The sequence below is a fragment of the Campylobacter coli LMG 9860 genome (assembly GCF_000254135.1).
In the GTDB taxonomy this organism is placed as follows: domain Bacteria; phylum Campylobacterota; class Campylobacteria; order Campylobacterales; family Campylobacteraceae; genus Campylobacter_D; species Campylobacter_D coli.
Genome location: NZ_AINS01000027.1, coordinates 16758 through 32457, shown reverse-complemented (window position 1 = coordinate 32457; position 15700 = coordinate 16758). Strand labels below are relative to the sequence as shown.

The window sequence follows — 15700 nt, the reverse complement described above, 5'->3', positions numbered from 1 at the left end:
AAATTCATATTTTTAAGAATTTAAAAATTCTAAAGCCATCATACTATCGCCTTGCATTAAGACTTTTAAATTTTCATCTTCCCAGCAAAAAGTAGAACTATGGTGCAGGGTAGGATTTTTCAAATCCTTTGAAATACCTACAAAAACATAAGCACCCATTCTTTCACGCGTTAAAAAAGCAAAATCCTCAGCTCCCATATCAGGCTTAGCTACGCTAATGATATTTTGCTCGCCCAATACCTTGCCAAAAGCTTTTCTAGCTATTTTTGCAGCATTTTCATCATTGATTAAAGGAGGATATTCTCTTTTATAATCAAGCTTAAAATCACCCCCAAATTCTAAAGCAACGGCTTTGGCTGTATTTTCTATAGAACTTTGTAAAAGTTTTTGATTTTCATCACTTAAAAAACGCACCGTTCCTTGCAAGATAGCATTTTGTGGGATCACATTAAAGGTTGTCCCTGCATGAAATTTCCCTATGGTGATAACCCCTGCATCCACAGGTCTTAAGCGCCTTGAAATGATACATTGTACATCACTGACAAATTTGCTTGCCATTACTATAGGATCGATAGTCGTATGAGGGTGCGCTCCGTGTCCGCCTTTCCCTATAAATTCAAGATCAAAAACATCAACCCCCGCCATCATCTCACCGCTTACAATTTGAGCAGTATTTTCAAGCAAAGGTCCCCACAAATGACATCCAAAAACCGCATCCACATGAGGATTTTCAAGTATGCCTGCTTCTATCATAGGCTTAGCACCCCCACTTCCTTCTTCAGCAGGTTGAAACATAAATTTAATCGTTCCGCTAAATTCATCTCTTAATTCATTTAAGATCAAAACCGCTCCTAAAAGCCCTGCTGTATGTCCATCGTGACCACATGCATGCATTTTTCCATTGATTTTTGAAGCATAACTAAGATTTGTTTCCTCTTGCACAGGCAAAGCATCCATATCCGCTCTTAAAAGCACGCATTGAGCTTTTTTAGTGCTTGGTTTTTTTCCTTCTATACTTGCTAAAATTCCTGTTTTAGCTATATTTTTTTCATACTTAATGCCATATTCATCTAAAATTTCACATACCAATCTTGCTGTATTTTCCTCTTCAAATTCAAGTTCAGGGTGCATGTGAATTTGATGTCTTAAATTGACAATTTTTTCATAGTATTTATCACTTAAATTTTTAACGCGTTCTAACATAGTTTTAGTCCAAATCCTTTATTTTTTCATCTGCTTTTTTATTGTCTATTTTTTCCAAATTTGCTTCCATTTTACGAATTTCTTCTTCGCCACTTCTTACTAAATCTTGATCAATCTTTGAAAAATCTCCAATTTTTTTATCCGCATAATCCACTTTTGACAATATAAAACGCAATAAATTAAGCCTTGCTTTTTTCTTATCATCTGAAGAAATGATAGTCCATGGACAGGTTGGGGTATTGGATGCTAAAAGCATGGAATACTTTGCTAAGGTGTATTTATCCCATAATTCTTGAGATTTTTGATCCACAGGAGAAAGTTTGTATTGTTTTAAAGGATCAATGCGGCGTTTTTCAAAGCGTTTTTTTTGCTCCTCTTTAGAAACAGAAAAATAAAATTTAAAAAACATCAAATTGCTATTTGATATCATATTTTCAAACAAAGGCACCTCTCTTAAAAAGTCTTTATGTTGCTGTGGAGTACAAAAACCCATTACAGGCTCTACTCCTGCGCGGTTATACCAAGATCTATCAAAGATCACAATCTCACCCGCAGAAGGCAAATGCGTTACATAGCGTTGAAAATACCACTGCGTTTTTTCAACATCGCTAGGTTTTTCAAGAGCTACCACACGACATCCCCTAGGATTTAAATACTCTATCAAACGCTTTATCGCACCGCCCTTGCCTGCTGCATCGCGTCCTTCTATAAGTATAAGCACTTTTAAACCCTTTGCTTTTACATAATTTTGAAATTTCAAAAGCTCGATTTGTAGATTTTTTAAATCTTTTTCATATTCTATAGTGCTTTTTTTCTTTTTAACAGAAACATAAATTTCATCCTTTTTTGTTTCCTCTTGAATCTTTGCTGGAACTTTTTCTTGCATGAGCAACCTTTATAAAATATTTAAAGCAAATTTACCATAACAAACTATAATTCACATTAAAATCACAAATTTTACATTTAAGCCTAGGATGACAATGCGTTTTATTTTTACACTTTTATTCACTTGTTATTTTTTATTTGCCTCTGTTTTATCTTTAAATGAAGCCTTTGAAGTAAAATCGAGTTCTTATGATAGCGCTGTATCAATCGATATCAAATTAGGAAAAGATATTTATCTTTATTCTAATCAACTTAAACTCTATCTCAATCAAAACGATATCAGCTCTTTAATCAATCTCCCACCTAGCACCCAAAGACTCAATGAAAAAGTGTATTATCAAGATTTAAATCTAGCCTTGCCTAACCTACTACTTGAGCGTTTTGTACAAAATCAAAACAATCAAATCAAACTCCAATTCCAAGGCTGCTCCGAACAAGGCTTATGCTACAATCCTCAAACTTGGTATTTTGATCTAAAACACAAAGATAATAAATTTGAAATTTCAGCCCCTTATAAAGAAAAGCAAAAAACCTTGAGTGCAAAATCCGAAGAAAGTATGATTGCAAATTTCTTAGCCACAGATAATCTTTTTTGGATCTTACTAAGCTTTTTAGGCTATGGACTTTTACTTTCACTTACTCCTTGCATTTTGCCGATGATTCCTATATTATCTTCACTCATCGTAGCTAAAAGCGAAACAAAATTTTCTAAAAAGCACAGCTTCTTTTTATCTTTTATTTATGTATTTTTTATGTCTTTAGCCTATGCTATTGCCGGAGTTATAGCGAGTTTTTTAGGAGCAAGCGTTCAAGGACTTTTGCAAAAACCTAGTGTTTTGATCTTTTTTGCGCTAATTTTTGTATTGCTTGCTTTGGCAATGTTTGAAAGCTTTCGCTTTGAACTGCCTTTAAAATTTCAAAATTTTCTCCACAAAAAAAGTGAAAAAGGCAAAGGAGTGCTAGGTATAGCCATCATGGGCTTTTTATCGGCTCTTATCGTAGGTCCTTGTGTAGCTGCTCCTTTAACCGGTGCTTTGATCTACATAGCCAACACAGGCGATGCACTTTTAGGAGCTAGTGCCCTTTTTATCATGAGCTTTGGCATGGGAATTCCTTTGCTTTTCATTGGTTTAGGTCTTGGCTTTTTAAAGGCGGGAGCTTGGATGCAAAAAGTAAAAATTTTCTTTGGCTTTGTTATGCTAGCTATGGCTATTTGGATACTTTCTCGTATCATTGAAACAAGATATATTTTGATCGCTTTTGGAATTTTGGGTGTATTTTTTAGTGTATTTATGGGAATTTTTGAACAAGCTTTTAATGCAGTAGCTAAGATTAAAAAAAGCTTATTGATTTTGGTTTTGGCTTATTCTTTAAGTATATTTTTAGGCGGAATCTTTGGCGCAAAAAATTTCTTAAATCCTTTGAATTTAAATTCAAATATGCCCTTAAATTCTTCAAAATTAAATTATAATTTTATAAACGATCTTGACACTCTTCAAAAAGAGATTAAAACTAGCACCCGCCCTATCATGTTTAACTTTACAGCATCTTGGTGTGAAAATTGCAAACTCTTAGATGAGCTTACTTTTAGCGACGAAAGAATTCAAGAAAAACTCAAAAATTTTCATTTAATCAAAATTGATCTGACTCAAAACAGCGACAAAGACTTAGAAATTATGAAAGAATTTGGTGTTTTTGGCCCACCGGTTTTGATATTTTTTGAAAAAGGCAAAGAAAATCTTAGAATCACTGGTTTTATCAGTGCACATGATTTGTTACAAAAGTTAGAAAAATGAAACTCAAAAGCTTACAGATAGGACATATCAAAGATTATAAAGGCTTTAGAAGTGCTTTTATAAAAGATCTTTATTTAGAAGAAGTAGATATCAATTCTTTAGGTATTCTTAACGATAACATAGCCGATACAAAACATCACGGCGGAAAAAATAAAGCCTTATTTGCAAATTCTTATCATAACTACGCCCTTTGGGAAAATTTTCTTGGAAAAAAACTTGCATGCGGTATGATGGGAGAAAATTTAACCCTTGAAAATTTACACGAACAAAATGTTTGTATAGGCGATATACACCGATTTGAAAATGCTATTTTGCAAGTAAGCGAACCGCGCAAACCTTGTGTTAAAATTTCAAAAGTCCATCAAAATCCAAATTTCACACAAGAAATTTTTAAAACAGGATTAAGCGGGTGGTATTATCGTGTTTTAGAGGGTAAAAAAATCCATGCTCATTCTAAAATCGAGCTTATAGAAAAAAATCCTATAAATTTAAGCGTCCTAGAACTCAATCATTTATTTTATAACCCCCATCAAGCACTCAAACAAAATCCAAGCTTGCTTGAAAAATTAAGCAAACTCGATACACTGATTTCACAAAATTGGCACGAAACTATACAAAAACGCTTAAAAAATACCTATGATTTAGACTATATGCAAAATTTATAATTTTTTAAAGTATTCTTAGGCTACAATTTAATTTTTTTGAAAGGATAAGCATGCAAAGACAAACATGGAGTAGCACTCTTACTTATATTTTAACCGTCGCAGGAGCAACCATAGGTTTTGGTGCGACTTGGCGTTTTCCCTATCTTGTAGGAGAAAATGGGGGTGGTGCTTATGTTTTAGTATTTTGCGTAGCAATGATACTCATTGGCATTCCTGTTATCTTAGCTGAAAATGTTATCGGTAGAAAATCCATGACAAACAGCGTCGACGCTTTTAAGGGCAAATGGAAATTTGTAGGCTATATGGGGCTTTTGGGTAGTTTTGGTATCATGGCTTATTATATGGTTTTAGGTGGTTGGGTTTTTGTTTATATTTTTGAGTTGATCATAGGAAATTTCGATCTTTCTCACACTGTAACCAAAGATTTTACCGAGCATTTTTTTAATGAAAAAATTTCTTTCAATCCTTTAGGTATAGGAATTTTCACCACGCTTTTTGTTCTTATTAATTATGTCATCTTAAGGCGTGGCATTATAGATGGTATAGAAAAATCGGTTAAATTTTTAATGCCTTTGCTTTTCATTTGTCTTATACTTGTTGTAGGACGCAATTTAAGCCTTGAAGGTGCTATAAATGGTGTAAAATTTTATCTTACACCTGATTTTAACAAAATTCTATCCCCAAAACTACTCATCGATGTTCTAGGACAAGTCTTTTTTGCTCTTTCTCTGGGTTTTGGCGTGATGATCACCCTTTCATCTCATCTTAGCAAAAATGAAAACATGGCAAAAACCGCCATTTATACAGGAGTTTTAAACACTCTTATTGCTGTGCTAGCAGGCTTTATGATTTTTCCTGCACTTTTTGCAGCAGGACTTGAGCCCGATAAAGGACCTTCTTTAGTGTTTCAAACCCTGCCTATAGCATTTTCTCATATCCACTTTGGGACTATCATTTGCATTTTATTTTTTATACTTTTACTCATCGCTGCATTAACGACAAGTTTACCTATATATCAAGTTATCATCAGTGTTTTAGAAGAAAAATTCAAACTTTCTAAAAAAACAGCTATTAATTTAACCCTAGGTTCGATTTTCATACTAGGAAACATTCCTTGTATACTCACTTATGGACCTTGGAGAGATATTACTCTTGTTAAAGGAAAAAATATTTTCGATAGTTTTGATTTTATCAGCGGAAATATCTTATTTGTTTTAACAGCCTTTTTTTGCTGTATCTATGTAGGTTGGATTCTTGGCAAAGAGCAAAGCATAAAAGAGCTTAGCAATGAAGGCAAATTAAAAAGCGTGGGATTTAAAATTTGGTTTTATTATATTAAGTTCATCATACCTTTGATTATTTTTGCGATTTTCATTTATGGAATTACGAATTAATTTTTTATAAAGATAAACATAAAAGAATGAAATTTTTATCTTTTATGTTTGATTACTTCTCATTTACTTTTAAGACTTATACTTCCAAATGAACCGAAAACATTCATAAGAAAAACTCCTTAATATAGGCCTAGTAAATACCAAGCTAGGTCTATTTTTATTATATTTTCCACTCTAAAAATTTAGAATTTTTATTATTTTAAGTGCTTTTTAAGAAAAAACTATAGATTTATGTGTTACAATTACAGCGTTTTATTTAATTTTAAACAAGGAGAATTCTCATGAAACTAGTTAAACTTAGTTTAGTAGCAGCTCTTGCTGCAGGTGCTTTCTCAGTAGCTAACGCTACTCCACTTGAAGAAGCGATCAAAGATATCGATGTATCTGGAGTTTTAAGATACAGATATGATACAGGTAGATTTGGTGACCGTGGTTATGGCTTCCAAGATCAAAGATCATCTATCAACGATAGACAAAATCACAACTATAGAGCACAAGTTAATTTAAGTACTGCTATAGCTGACAACTTCAAAGCATTTGTTCAATTTAATTATAGTGCTAAAGATGGTGGATACGGTGCAGATTCTGTAAGTAACACTTCAAACACATTTAGTGTTCGTCAGTTATATTTAACCTATACAAATGAAGATGTAGCCACAAGCGTAATCCTAGGTAAACAACAACTTAACACTATTTGGACTGATAATGGTATCGATGGTTTAGTAGGAACAGGTGTTAAAGTAGTAAATAACAGCATCGATGGTTTAACTCTAGCTGCTTTTGCTGTAGATAGCTTCAACACAGACACAGAAGGTGATATTCTAGCAAGTTCTAAACTTTTTAATTCTGCAACAACAAATCCTGCTGGAGCTCCTCAAGATGGAACTTTATTAAATGTTAATCCATATGCTGGAAATCTTTATGGTGCTGCAGCTATCGGTTCTTATGAAGTACTAGGCGGTCAATTAAACCCACAACTATGGTTATCTTACCTTAACGATACAGGATTTTTCTATGCTTTAGATGTAGCTTATAGCACAACTATTTTTGATGGAATAAACTGGACTCTAAAAGGAACATATTTAGGAAATAGCCTTGATAGCAAAATGAAAAGTAAAGATACTATAATTGCAACTGAATATGTTGGCGGAGTAGGAACTGATGTTACAGGAGAAGAAGCTATGGCCAATGGCAATCTTTTTGCTCTTAAAGGTGCTATAGAAGTAAACGGATGGGATGCTAGCCTTGGTGGTATCTACTATGGTAAAAAAGATAAACTAACTTTCAATACTTTAGAAGATGTAGGTAACCTAGACTTAGCTGGTGCAGAAATTTTCTATACTGATGGTTCAAACCTAAATGGAGATATCGGTAGAAATATCTTCGGATATGTAACAGCAGGTTATACTTTCAACGAGACAGTTCGTGTGGGTGCTGATTTAGTATACGGTGGAACTAAAACTATGGATAATAGTGGTGGAGAAAAACTTGAAGCAGTTGCAAGAGTAAGCTATAAATACTCTCCAAAACTTAACTTCTCAGCATTCTATTCTTATGTAAATGTTAGCAATGACAATCAAGGTCAAGAAGACGGTCGCAAAAACACTGTAAGACTTCAAGCTCTTTACAAATTCTAAGAAGCTCTAAAGTCTAAGTTCAAGGTGGAGTTTTACTCCACCTTTTTTTATGCCTTATTTTTAAAACTTAAATTTATATAAAATATCTTTCTAACTTAAATTCAAAGAAATTTTCCCAAGCTAAAAAGCTTGAAGAAAATTAAGATTTAAACCAATGGGTTATTTTTTCAAACAATCCTTTTTGTTCATGATGCATACCATCTTTTATCCCAAAACTTTCGCTGAGTTTTTCTAAAAGTTCTTTTTGCTCATCATTGAGTGAATTTGGAAATTTGATAGCAATTTGCACGATTTGATTGCCTATGCGAGAGCTATGCACATCTTTTACACCCTCTCTTTCAAGCACAAATCTTTGCCCATCCTTTGCACCCTTTGGCAAATTTAAAGTCGCTTCCCCTCGTATAGTAGGCACCTTTATACTTTGTCCTAATATAGCTTGGGTAAAAAATACCGGAAATTCTATATAAATATCCTCATCATCTCTTATAAAAGTATCATCCTCTTCAACGATAACCTTTACATACAAATCCCCCCTATCGCCACTTTTGCTAAGATTGCCTTTAGCTGCGACTCTTAAATTCATCCCATTGTCTATACCTTCAGGGATATTTACTTCTACACTATCCTTAAGCTCTTCATAACCCTTACCCTTACAATCTTTACATTTCTCACTTGCGCTTTCTCCGCTCCCCTTACAATCAGGACAAGTTTGCGCAAAAGTGATAAAGCCTTGAGAAATTCCTACTTGTCCCCTACCCTTACATTTTGGACAAGTTTGAAGTTTTCCATCCTTAGCTCCTGTTCCGCTACAAGTTTTACATGAAGATTTGTAAGTAAAATCTATATTTTTTTTACAGCCAAATACCGCTTCTTTAAAACTAAGTTTTAAATTTACTACAAGTTCAGCTTGAAATTTTTCATCACTTGATTTTTTGCGGCGTTGCGATGCTCCACTAAAACCGCCACCAAAAATACTAGAAAAAATATCACCCAAATCCTCAAAGCCACCAAAACCTGCTCCCCCTGATCCAAAGCCACCGCCTTTTAAAGCATCTTTGCCATATCTATCATAAATAGCGCGTTTTTCTTCATTGCTTAAAACTTCATAAGCTTCATTTACAAGCTTGAATTTATCTTCGGCTTCTTTATCTCCTTGATTTCTATCGGGGTGGTATTTTAAAGCCATTTTTCTATAAGCTTTTTTAATGGTATCTTTATCAGCACTTTGAGTAATTTCTAAAATTTCATAGTAGCTTAACTCCATATTTTTCCTTTAAATAATAAAATATTTATAAAATTTGTAAAAATAAAAAATATAATTTTAGCAAAAATAAACTCAATAATTTATCAAAATTTAAATAAAATTATGTAAATATATAAATCTTACCATAAATAATAAAGGATAACAAAATGATTAATGTGTTGATGATAGAAGATGATCCTGATTTTGCCCAATTATTGTCAGAATATTTAACTCAGTTTAATATCAAAATCACAAATTTTGAAAATCCTAAAGAAGCTTTAAATGTAGGTATACAAGGCTATGATTGTTTAATTTTAGATTTAACCTTACCTGGAATTGATGGCCTTGAAGTTTGTAGAGAAATCAGACAAAAATACAATATTCCTATCATCATTTCATCTGCTAGAGGAGATTTAAGCGATAAGGTTGTAGGGCTCCAAATTGGCGCGGATGATTATTTACCAAAACCTTACGATCCAAAAGAAATGCACGCAAGAATCATGAGTCTTATTCGTCGCACAAAAAGAGCTGAAAATACCAACAATGAAAATATCAATTCAGCTTTTAAAATCGATGAAAGAAAACACGAAATCACTTATCAAAACAAAGTCTTAACTCTAACCCCTGCGGAATATGAAATTTTAGAATATCTCATCCAGCAACACGGCTATAGTGTATCTAGAGAACAGCTTGTAAGTCGCTGTAAAAATCTTAAAGATAAAGATTCTAAAAGCCTTGATGTTATCATCGGTCGCTTAAGAACTAAGATAAATGATAGCTCTAAAGCTCCAAAACATATATTTTCAGTTAGAGGTATAGGATATAAACTTATAGGATGACTAGAAATTATTCTATTTATACCAAACTTGTTATTTTATTTGTTGTAACTTTCTTTTTGGTTTGCGTTTTATTTATCGTGCTTTTAAAAATAGAAAGCAATACCTACAGCGAAGAAGAAGGTTTTAAACAAGAAAGTTTTATAAAAAATATCATCAATTCTTATGGCAATGCTTCTGGAGTGGATATAGGAGCTCATCTTAACAATAGCGGCTTTGTTGCTATACAAAATGATTATTTTGTAAAAATCGCAAGACTAGAAGGACAAAGCCTTTTTCGCGCAGGAAATGGAGAAAATGCCTGCACTCTCACCTCTTTAAAATATCAAAACAAACTCTATCTTGATGTCCAATGCAAAGACTTTAGCGCTTTATTTGAAGAAGATACTAACAATAGAGTTTATAATCTTTTGTTGATAGGCTTTTTCTTTTTTTCTTTTTTGGTTGTTTTTATGTATTTTTCAGTATTAAAATCCCTTGAACCACTTAAAAAATTAAGAAAACAGGTCGCAGAAGTGGCTAATGGCGGAAAAGCTGATTTTGAGAATTATCAAGAAGATGAAGTAGGTAAAATAGCCCTTGAATTTCAAAAAGCTTTTAAGAAAAATCAAAAACTCATACAATCAAGACAACTTTTTCTACGCACCATCATGCATGAGCTTAAAACGCCTATTGGAAAAGGTAGGATTATATCTGAAATGCTGCAAGAAGAAAAGCAGAAAGAAAGATTGATCGATATTTTTTTAAGAATGGATTCGTTGATTAATGAATTTGCCAAAATTGAAAATCTTTTTTCAAAAAACTACAATCTTCAGTTTAAACCTGTGCATTTTAGCACCATACTCAATGAAGCTAAAGATTATTTGATGCGTGATGATTTTAATAGAGTCGTCAAGCTCAATTTAAAACACGATGCCTTGATTAATGTAGATATGGAAATTTTTCCTTTGATTTTAAAAAATCTCATTGATAATGCTTTAAAATATTCTAGCAATGGAACTTGTGAGCTTTATTGCTGTAAAGAATGTTTTGTGATAAAAAATCCTGGCAATCCATTAAGAGAACCTATAGAGCATTATTTTGAGGCTTTTACACGCGAACCATATCAGAAAGTCAAAGGTATGGGCTTAGGACTTTATATCGTTTTTGAAGTATGCAAACTACATAATTTTGATATTATTTATTTTTACGAAGAAGGTAAGCATTGTTTTAAAATTTTTTTCGGAGTAAAAACAAACAATGACGCATAAGGGTATAGAAAAATTTAACGAACTTGTAGAAAGTTTTGCAAAATTACCCACTATCGGTAAAAAAACTGCTATTCGCCTTGCTTATCATATTTGCACAGGAAATCAACTCGAAGGTATGAAGCTCGCACACAATATAGAAAATGCTATACGCTTTATAAAACCCTGTCAACAATGCGGGTCTTTAAGCGAAAACGAACTTTGTGAAATTTGCACCGATGATGAAAGGGATAAAAATTGCTTATGTATAGTGCAAAGCCCTAAAGATGTTTTGGTTATAGAAGAGAGTAAAAGTTATGGGGGCTTGTATTTTGTTTTAGATGAATTAAACGATGAAAAGCTTGCTCAATTAAGACAAATGATACTAAAATTACAAAGCAAAGAACTCATTTTTGCTTTCACTCATAATTTAAATTCCGATGCAATGATTTTTTATATAGAAGATAGGCTTAAAGATTTAAATTTACAATTTAGCAAAATCGCACAAGGTATTCCAAGTGGAGTAAATTTAGAAAATGTTGACTTTATATCTCTAAACAAAGCCATCAATTTTCGCACCAAAGTTTAAATCAGTTTTTGTAAGAAATGTCAGCTAATTCCTGCAAAGAATGATTTGCTATTTTTTCATAACTAAAACCCTCTTTAGTTAAATACTCAAGCAAAGTTTTTTCCATAATTTCACCCGCGCTAACAATCTCTTGCGATAGAGTAAAACTCATAGGCTTGATACGCTTTGGAACACAAGCTAAAATTTGTGTATGAGGCAAATCTCCCATTAGCTCCATATATTGTAAGGTTTGAAGCATTTCTACTTCGTGCGCACTACCACTCCAATTGATCTTTTTAGGCATTGCATCATAAGGAAAGAAAAATACATCGCCGATTTTTGAATCATCTGCATCTATACAATCAAGCACTATCATCTTATCATACTCTGCGATAATATAGCTAAGTTGCAAGGCCAAGGTGCCTCCATCGACAAAATCTAAGCTGTGATTTGAATGAGTGAATTTATAATTTTTTTCTAAAAGTTTGCAAAGATGAACGCCTATGCCTTCATCTGCAAACATAATATTTCCTATACCAAGGACAAGAAATTTCAATTTTTCTCTTCTTTAACAAATTTATAACCGCTAACTATAGCATCAATCGCACCATCTTTACCTTTGATCGCATTGAAAAATGCCATGTAGATATGAACGGGTACGAAGATTAAAATAACCCACATTAAAATTCTATGATAAGTTCTAACATCAGCCAAGCCTCCAAGTGCGGCTTCTAAAGGTCTTAACACTTCATACAACAATCCCCCCAAACCCTCATGGTAAGTATGAGTATAAAGAATCAATCCTGTTAAAATAATCCCCACCATAACAATATAGAAAAATATATAGGTTACAAACTGCAAAGGATTATAAACACCTTTTAGATGTGGATGCTTACCTAAAAATAGATAAAATTTAATCTGCTCTATCCATAATTTTGGATTAAGTGCATCTACTATGCTGATACGCTCCTTACGACTTATCCTATCAAAAAAGAAAAGATAAACTTTAAAAATCACACAAGCAATCAAAACAAAACCGACGGCTTGATGCACCATTCTGTATTTTGCTTGCATGAAATTAACTGGCTCACCATTGCTTATAGGATTTTGAAAAACATAAGAAAGATAATATCCTGTTATAACCAAAACCACTATAGCAAAAGCTCTTACCCAATGTGTTAAACGCAAACCTATGCTAAATTCATATTCAGCCTTTCTTTGCAATTTTTCTTCTTTATTTTGCATAAAAGCCCCTTTTATAAACTCGCGTTTACTTTATATTCGCTTAGATTATTTCCCTTAGTATCCATTACATGCACCGCACAAGCAATACAAGGATCATAAGAGTGAATTTTTCTAATGATTTCAAGTGGTTGTTTTACATCAGCGATTTTAAGTCCTATCAAACATTGCTCATAACTTCCACCTACGCCATTTGCGTCTTTTGGACTTGCATTCCAAGTAGAAGGAACAACTGCTTGCCAATTTTCTATCACTCCATTTTTAATCCTGCACCAATGACTTAGCGTTCCGCGTGGCACATGCCCCATATAGCGTCCTTTGTACTCTTTAGAATTATCGATCACATAAGGCGTACAAGTGCTCTCATCTACTTTTAAATTTTCTACTAAATTACGGAAGGCTTTTAAAGCATTATTAGCCACAATTTTTGCTTCCAAACAACGCGCAGCAGTTCTTCCAAGAGTGCTAAATACAGCATTTAAAGGAAGTCCTGTTTCTTTTAAAAACTCATCTACCACAGGAACAACATTTTGATTACCCTTAGCATAATTTACAACGATATTAGCCAAAGGTCCTACTTGCATAGGATTTCCTTCATAGCGTGGAGCCTTAATCCAGCTATATTTACCCTTAGTATCAAATACCTTAGAATGCACTGTATTTCCATGATGATCTACACTTTCACCCTCTACAAGCCCTGTATAATTTGGATTTGTTTTACCCTCATAAGGATGCAAAGGCTCATTATCTGCATACCAAGAATGGGTCGCTTCTTCAGTGATCTTATCTTCTTCTACTTCATATACCTTGCTTAAATCGCCATTTTTGATGATTCCGCTTTCAAATAGCCACTCATCTCTACCAAGCTGGAATTCTTGGAAAGTGTAAAGATTGTTTACCCCAATATCATTTAGTACACTAGGTTCATCTGCATAAGCTTTTCCCGCCATAACAAGATCAGGATAATACGCACGATTAACAAAGTCTTGCACTTCTTTGAATTTTTCCATATATTCACCCATTCTAGCAGGGCTTAGCAAATCCATAACGCAAGTTACACCACCAACGGTTAAGCTTTGTGGATGTGGATTTTTAGCACCAAAAATAGCCATACATTGAGCTATGATTCTTTGAATTCTTAAACACTCTAAATAATGCGATAAAACGATCAAATTTTGCTCTGGAGTTAAGCGATAAGTAGGATGACCATAATAAGCATTTGCAAAAGGTCCTAAATTTCCTTTATCTACAAAAGTTTTAAGTCTTTGTTGCACTTCAAGAAGTTTATCTGCACCTGTTGCATAAGGATTTGAAGTGTATTTAAAAGCCTCATCACTTGCTTTTTTAACATCAGCACTTAAAGCACTTACAACATCTGCCCAATCAAGCCCATGGAGTTGATAAAAATGTACGATATGATCGTGTAAGAAAAGCGCTGCATTCATTAAAGTTCTTGTTAAAAGCGCATTTAAAGGCGGAGTAATACCTAAAGCATTTTCAACAGCAACTATACCTGCTTTATAATGTGAAAAAGTACAAACTCCGCAAATTCTTTGCGTCATAAAACCCGCATCTCTTGGATCGCGTCCTTTAACAATGGTTTCAATACCACGCCATAAAGTAGAACCTGCATAAGCTTCTTTAACCACATTGTTATCATCAACAACAACTTCAACCCTTAAGTGTCCTTCTATTCTTGTAATTGGATCTACTATTATCTTTTGACTCATGTATTTTATTCCTCATTCTTTTTCATGGATGCGATCACCGCATGCGCTGCGATAGCAACGCCTGTAAGCGTTAGAACACCTATGCCTATTTTATCTGATACATTATCAGCTCCTAATCCAAAAACAGTATCAAATTTACGACTTGCCATAGGCTCTTCAAAAGGTCCCATAGTATCCCAAAAATTTGGCTCAGAACAACCTATACAGCCATGTCCTGCTTGGATAGGCCAAGAAGTGTGTTGGTTAAATCTTTCTCTAGAGCAGTTATTAAAAGTATAAGGACCTTTACAACCTACTTTATAAAGACAATAACCATTTTTTGCACCCTCATCGCCAAAGTTTTGTACAAATTCACCCGCATCAAAATGTCCGCGTCTTTCACAAAGATCATGAATTCTTAAACCATAAGCCCATTTTGGTCTATTATAAACATCAAGCGCAGGCAACTCACCAAAAAGAAGATAATGTAAAACATTTCCTACTATGTTTTTTTCACTTGGCGGACAACCTGGCACGTTGATAACGGTTTTGCTTGTTACCTTGCTTAGAGGTTGAGCATTGCTTGGATTTGGTCTTGCAGCTTGAATTCCGCCAAAGCTCGAACAGGTTCCTATCGCAAAAATCGCCAAAGCATTTTCACTCGCTACTTTAGAAAGCTCATATCCACTCTTTCCATGTGGCCCTATGGTTAAAAAATTCTCTGTATCTCCCATAGGGATACCACCTTCAACCATTAAAATATACTTGTTTTTATATTTTTCAATGGCACTTTCTAAATTTTCTTCAGCCTGCCAACCCGCTGCAGCCATAACGGTTTCATGGTATTCTAAAGAAATATAATCAAATATTAAGCTATCAATAGTTGGAGTATCACTTCTTAATAAACTCTCGCTACAGCCCGTACATTCAGCCATATGAAGCCAAATCACAGGAAGTCTATCTGCAAGTTCTGCAGCTTTTGCCACCATAGGGGTAAAACTCGCTGGCAATGCTAAAAATGCTGTCATCGCCCCTGCCCATTTCATAAAATCTCTTCTAGTAAAGCCAGATCTTTCCAAAGCTTTTGGTATAGAATTTTCAGGATTTAAAGAAGGAAGTTTCTCAAGTGCGCTTAAACGGGACTCTATTTGATTATAATCAATCATTGAAATTCCTTAATTAATGTAATTTATTCCACTTAATAATAAAACAAAGCAAATTAAAAATGTATTAAAATTTAAATTTCAATAGAAAAATATAAACAAAACTTAAAGATATATTAATAAAAGCTAAAAA

14 protein-coding genes are annotated in these 15700 nt (G+C 33.6%); 7 read left to right on the top strand and 7 right to left on the bottom strand.

All coding sequences use genetic code 11. The annotated features are described in order from the left end of the window. Positions 1-12 precede the first annotated feature (12 nt). Together CCO88_RS03955 and ppk2 are read right to left on the bottom strand one after the other, a co-directional pair. On the bottom strand, positions 13-1203 hold the full coding sequence (locus CCO88_RS03955) for a M20 metallopeptidase family protein (RefSeq protein ID WP_002786056.1): 1191 nt from the start codon (positions 1201-1203) through the stop codon (positions 13-15). 4 nt (positions 1204-1207) lie between these two features. After that, positions 1208-2089 carry a polyphosphate kinase 2 gene (gene ppk2 / locus CCO88_RS03950; protein WP_002776266.1) on the bottom strand — a complete coding sequence of 294 codons (882 nt, stop codon included), beginning with the start codon at positions 2087-2089 and terminating at the stop codon, positions 1208-1210. 94 nt (positions 2090-2183) lie between these two features. Here ppk2 and dsbD point away from each other — a divergent pair, with 94 nt between their 5' ends. From dsbD to CCO88_RS03930, 4 genes are all read left to right on the top strand, one after another. Next, on the top strand, positions 2184-3884 hold the full coding sequence (gene dsbD / locus CCO88_RS03945; protein WP_002839491.1) for a protein-disulfide reductase DsbD: 1701 nt from the start codon (positions 2184-2186) through the stop codon (positions 3882-3884). After that, a complete protein-coding gene (locus tag CCO88_RS03940; RefSeq protein WP_002800830.1) occupies positions 3881-4549 on the top strand; it encodes an MOSC domain-containing protein in 669 nt (222 codons plus the stop codon). The genes dsbD and CCO88_RS03940 overlap by 4 nt, the downstream gene beginning before the upstream one ends. Before the next feature lie 50 nt (positions 4550-4599). After that, on the top strand, positions 4600-5943 hold the full coding sequence (locus CCO88_RS03935) for a sodium-dependent transporter (RefSeq protein WP_002839489.1): 1344 nt from the start codon (positions 4600-4602) through the stop codon (positions 5941-5943). A 281-nt stretch (positions 5944-6224) separates the two neighbouring features. Continuing rightward, entirely contained in the window at positions 6225-7580 is a 1356-nt protein-coding gene (locus CCO88_RS03930; RefSeq protein WP_002816752.1) for a major outer membrane protein, read from the top strand. 139 nt (positions 7581-7719) lie between these two features. Here the strand turns inward: CCO88_RS03930 and dnaJ are convergent, their stop codons facing one another. After that, complete coding sequence (dnaJ, locus tag CCO88_RS03925) at positions 7720-8844, bottom strand: molecular chaperone DnaJ (RefSeq protein WP_002803966.1); 1125 nt, start codon at positions 8842-8844, stop codon at positions 7720-7722. Positions 8845-8990: 146 nt separating this feature from the next. Between dnaJ and CCO88_RS03920 the strand changes: the two genes are divergently transcribed. From CCO88_RS03920 to recR, 3 genes are read left to right on the top strand one after another with little or no spacing between them, the layout of a single operon-like run. After that, complete coding sequence (locus tag CCO88_RS03920) at positions 8991-9662, top strand: response regulator transcription factor (RefSeq protein ID WP_002776259.1); 672 nt, start codon at positions 8991-8993, stop codon at positions 9660-9662. Then, positions 9659-10909, top strand: a complete 1251-nt coding sequence (locus tag CCO88_RS03915; RefSeq protein ID WP_002839486.1) for an ArsS family sensor histidine kinase — start codon at positions 9659-9661, stop codon at positions 10907-10909. Before CCO88_RS03920 ends, CCO88_RS03915 begins: the two co-directional genes overlap by 4 nt. Beyond that, positions 10899-11474 carry a recombination mediator RecR gene (gene recR, locus CCO88_RS03910; protein WP_002776257.1) on the top strand — a complete coding sequence of 192 codons (576 nt, stop codon included), beginning with the start codon at positions 10899-10901 and terminating at the stop codon, positions 11472-11474. The genes CCO88_RS03915 and recR overlap by 11 nt, the downstream gene beginning before the upstream one ends. Before the next feature lies 1 nt (position 11475). Here recR and CCO88_RS03905 read toward each other — a convergent pair whose 3' ends face one another. Genes CCO88_RS03905 through CCO88_RS03890 form a run of 4 tightly spaced genes read right to left on the bottom strand, consistent with a single transcriptional unit; the run spans position 11476 to position 15570 of the window. Then, the gene (locus CCO88_RS03905; protein WP_002780939.1) at positions 11476-12009 is read right to left on the bottom strand and encodes a HyaD/HybD family hydrogenase maturation endopeptidase; all 534 of its coding nucleotides are present in this window, start codon (positions 12007-12009) and stop codon (positions 11476-11478) included. Then, positions 12006-12698 carry a Ni/Fe-hydrogenase, b-type cytochrome subunit gene (cybH, locus tag CCO88_RS03900; RefSeq protein WP_002776254.1) on the bottom strand — a complete coding sequence of 231 codons (693 nt, stop codon included), beginning with the start codon at positions 12696-12698 and terminating at the stop codon, positions 12006-12008. Before cybH ends, CCO88_RS03905 begins: the two co-directional genes overlap by 4 nt. A gap of 11 nt (positions 12699-12709) precedes the next feature. Further along, positions 12710-14425, bottom strand: a complete 1716-nt coding sequence (locus CCO88_RS03895; protein ID WP_002839483.1) for a nickel-dependent hydrogenase large subunit — start codon at positions 14423-14425, stop codon at positions 12710-12712. 5 nt (positions 14426-14430) lie between these two features. Then, positions 14431-15570 carry a hydrogenase small subunit gene (locus CCO88_RS03890; RefSeq protein ID WP_002776249.1) on the bottom strand — a complete coding sequence of 380 codons (1140 nt, stop codon included), beginning with the start codon at positions 15568-15570 and terminating at the stop codon, positions 14431-14433. Positions 15571-15700 lie beyond the last annotated feature (130 nt).

Bases quoted from the DNA above. Each gene is read 5' to 3' on its own strand.
- dnaJ (WP_002803966.1), bottom strand. From the start codon at position 8,844: ATGGAGTTAAGCTACTATGAAATTTTAGAAATTACTCAAAGTGCTGAT.
- CCO88_RS03940 (WP_002800830.1), top strand. From the start codon at position 3,881: ATGAAACTCAAAAGCTTACAGATAGGACATATCAAAGATTATAAAGGC.
- CCO88_RS03930 (WP_002816752.1), top strand. From the start codon at position 6,225: ATGAAACTAGTTAAACTTAGTTTAGTAGCAGCTCTTGCTGCAGGTGCT.
- CCO88_RS03915 (WP_002839486.1), top strand. From the start codon at position 9,659: ATGACTAGAAATTATTCTATTTATACCAAACTTGTTATTTTATTTGTT.
- CCO88_RS03920 (WP_002776259.1), top strand. From the start codon at position 8,991: ATGATTAATGTGTTGATGATAGAAGATGATCCTGATTTTGCCCAATTA.
- ppk2 (WP_002776266.1), bottom strand. From the start codon at position 2,089: ATGCAAGAAAAAGTTCCAGCAAAGATTCAAGAGGAAACAAAAAAGGAT.
- dsbD (WP_002839491.1), top strand. From the start codon at position 2,184: ATGCGTTTTATTTTTACACTTTTATTCACTTGTTATTTTTTATTTGCC.
- CCO88_RS03935 (WP_002839489.1), top strand. From the start codon at position 4,600: ATGCAAAGACAAACATGGAGTAGCACTCTTACTTATATTTTAACCGTC.
- cybH (WP_002776254.1), bottom strand. From the start codon at position 12,698: ATGCAAAATAAAGAAGAAAAATTGCAAAGAAAGGCTGAATATGAATTT.
- CCO88_RS03895 (WP_002839483.1), bottom strand. From the start codon at position 14,425: ATGAGTCAAAAGATAATAGTAGATCCAATTACAAGAATAGAAGGACAC.
- CCO88_RS03955 (WP_002786056.1), bottom strand. From the start codon at position 1,203: ATGTTAGAACGCGTTAAAAATTTAAGTGATAAATACTATGAAAAAATT.
- recR (WP_002776257.1), top strand. From the start codon at position 10,899: ATGACGCATAAGGGTATAGAAAAATTTAACGAACTTGTAGAAAGTTTT.
- CCO88_RS03890 (WP_002776249.1), bottom strand. From the start codon at position 15,570: ATGATTGATTATAATCAAATAGAGTCCCGTTTAAGCGCACTTGAGAAA.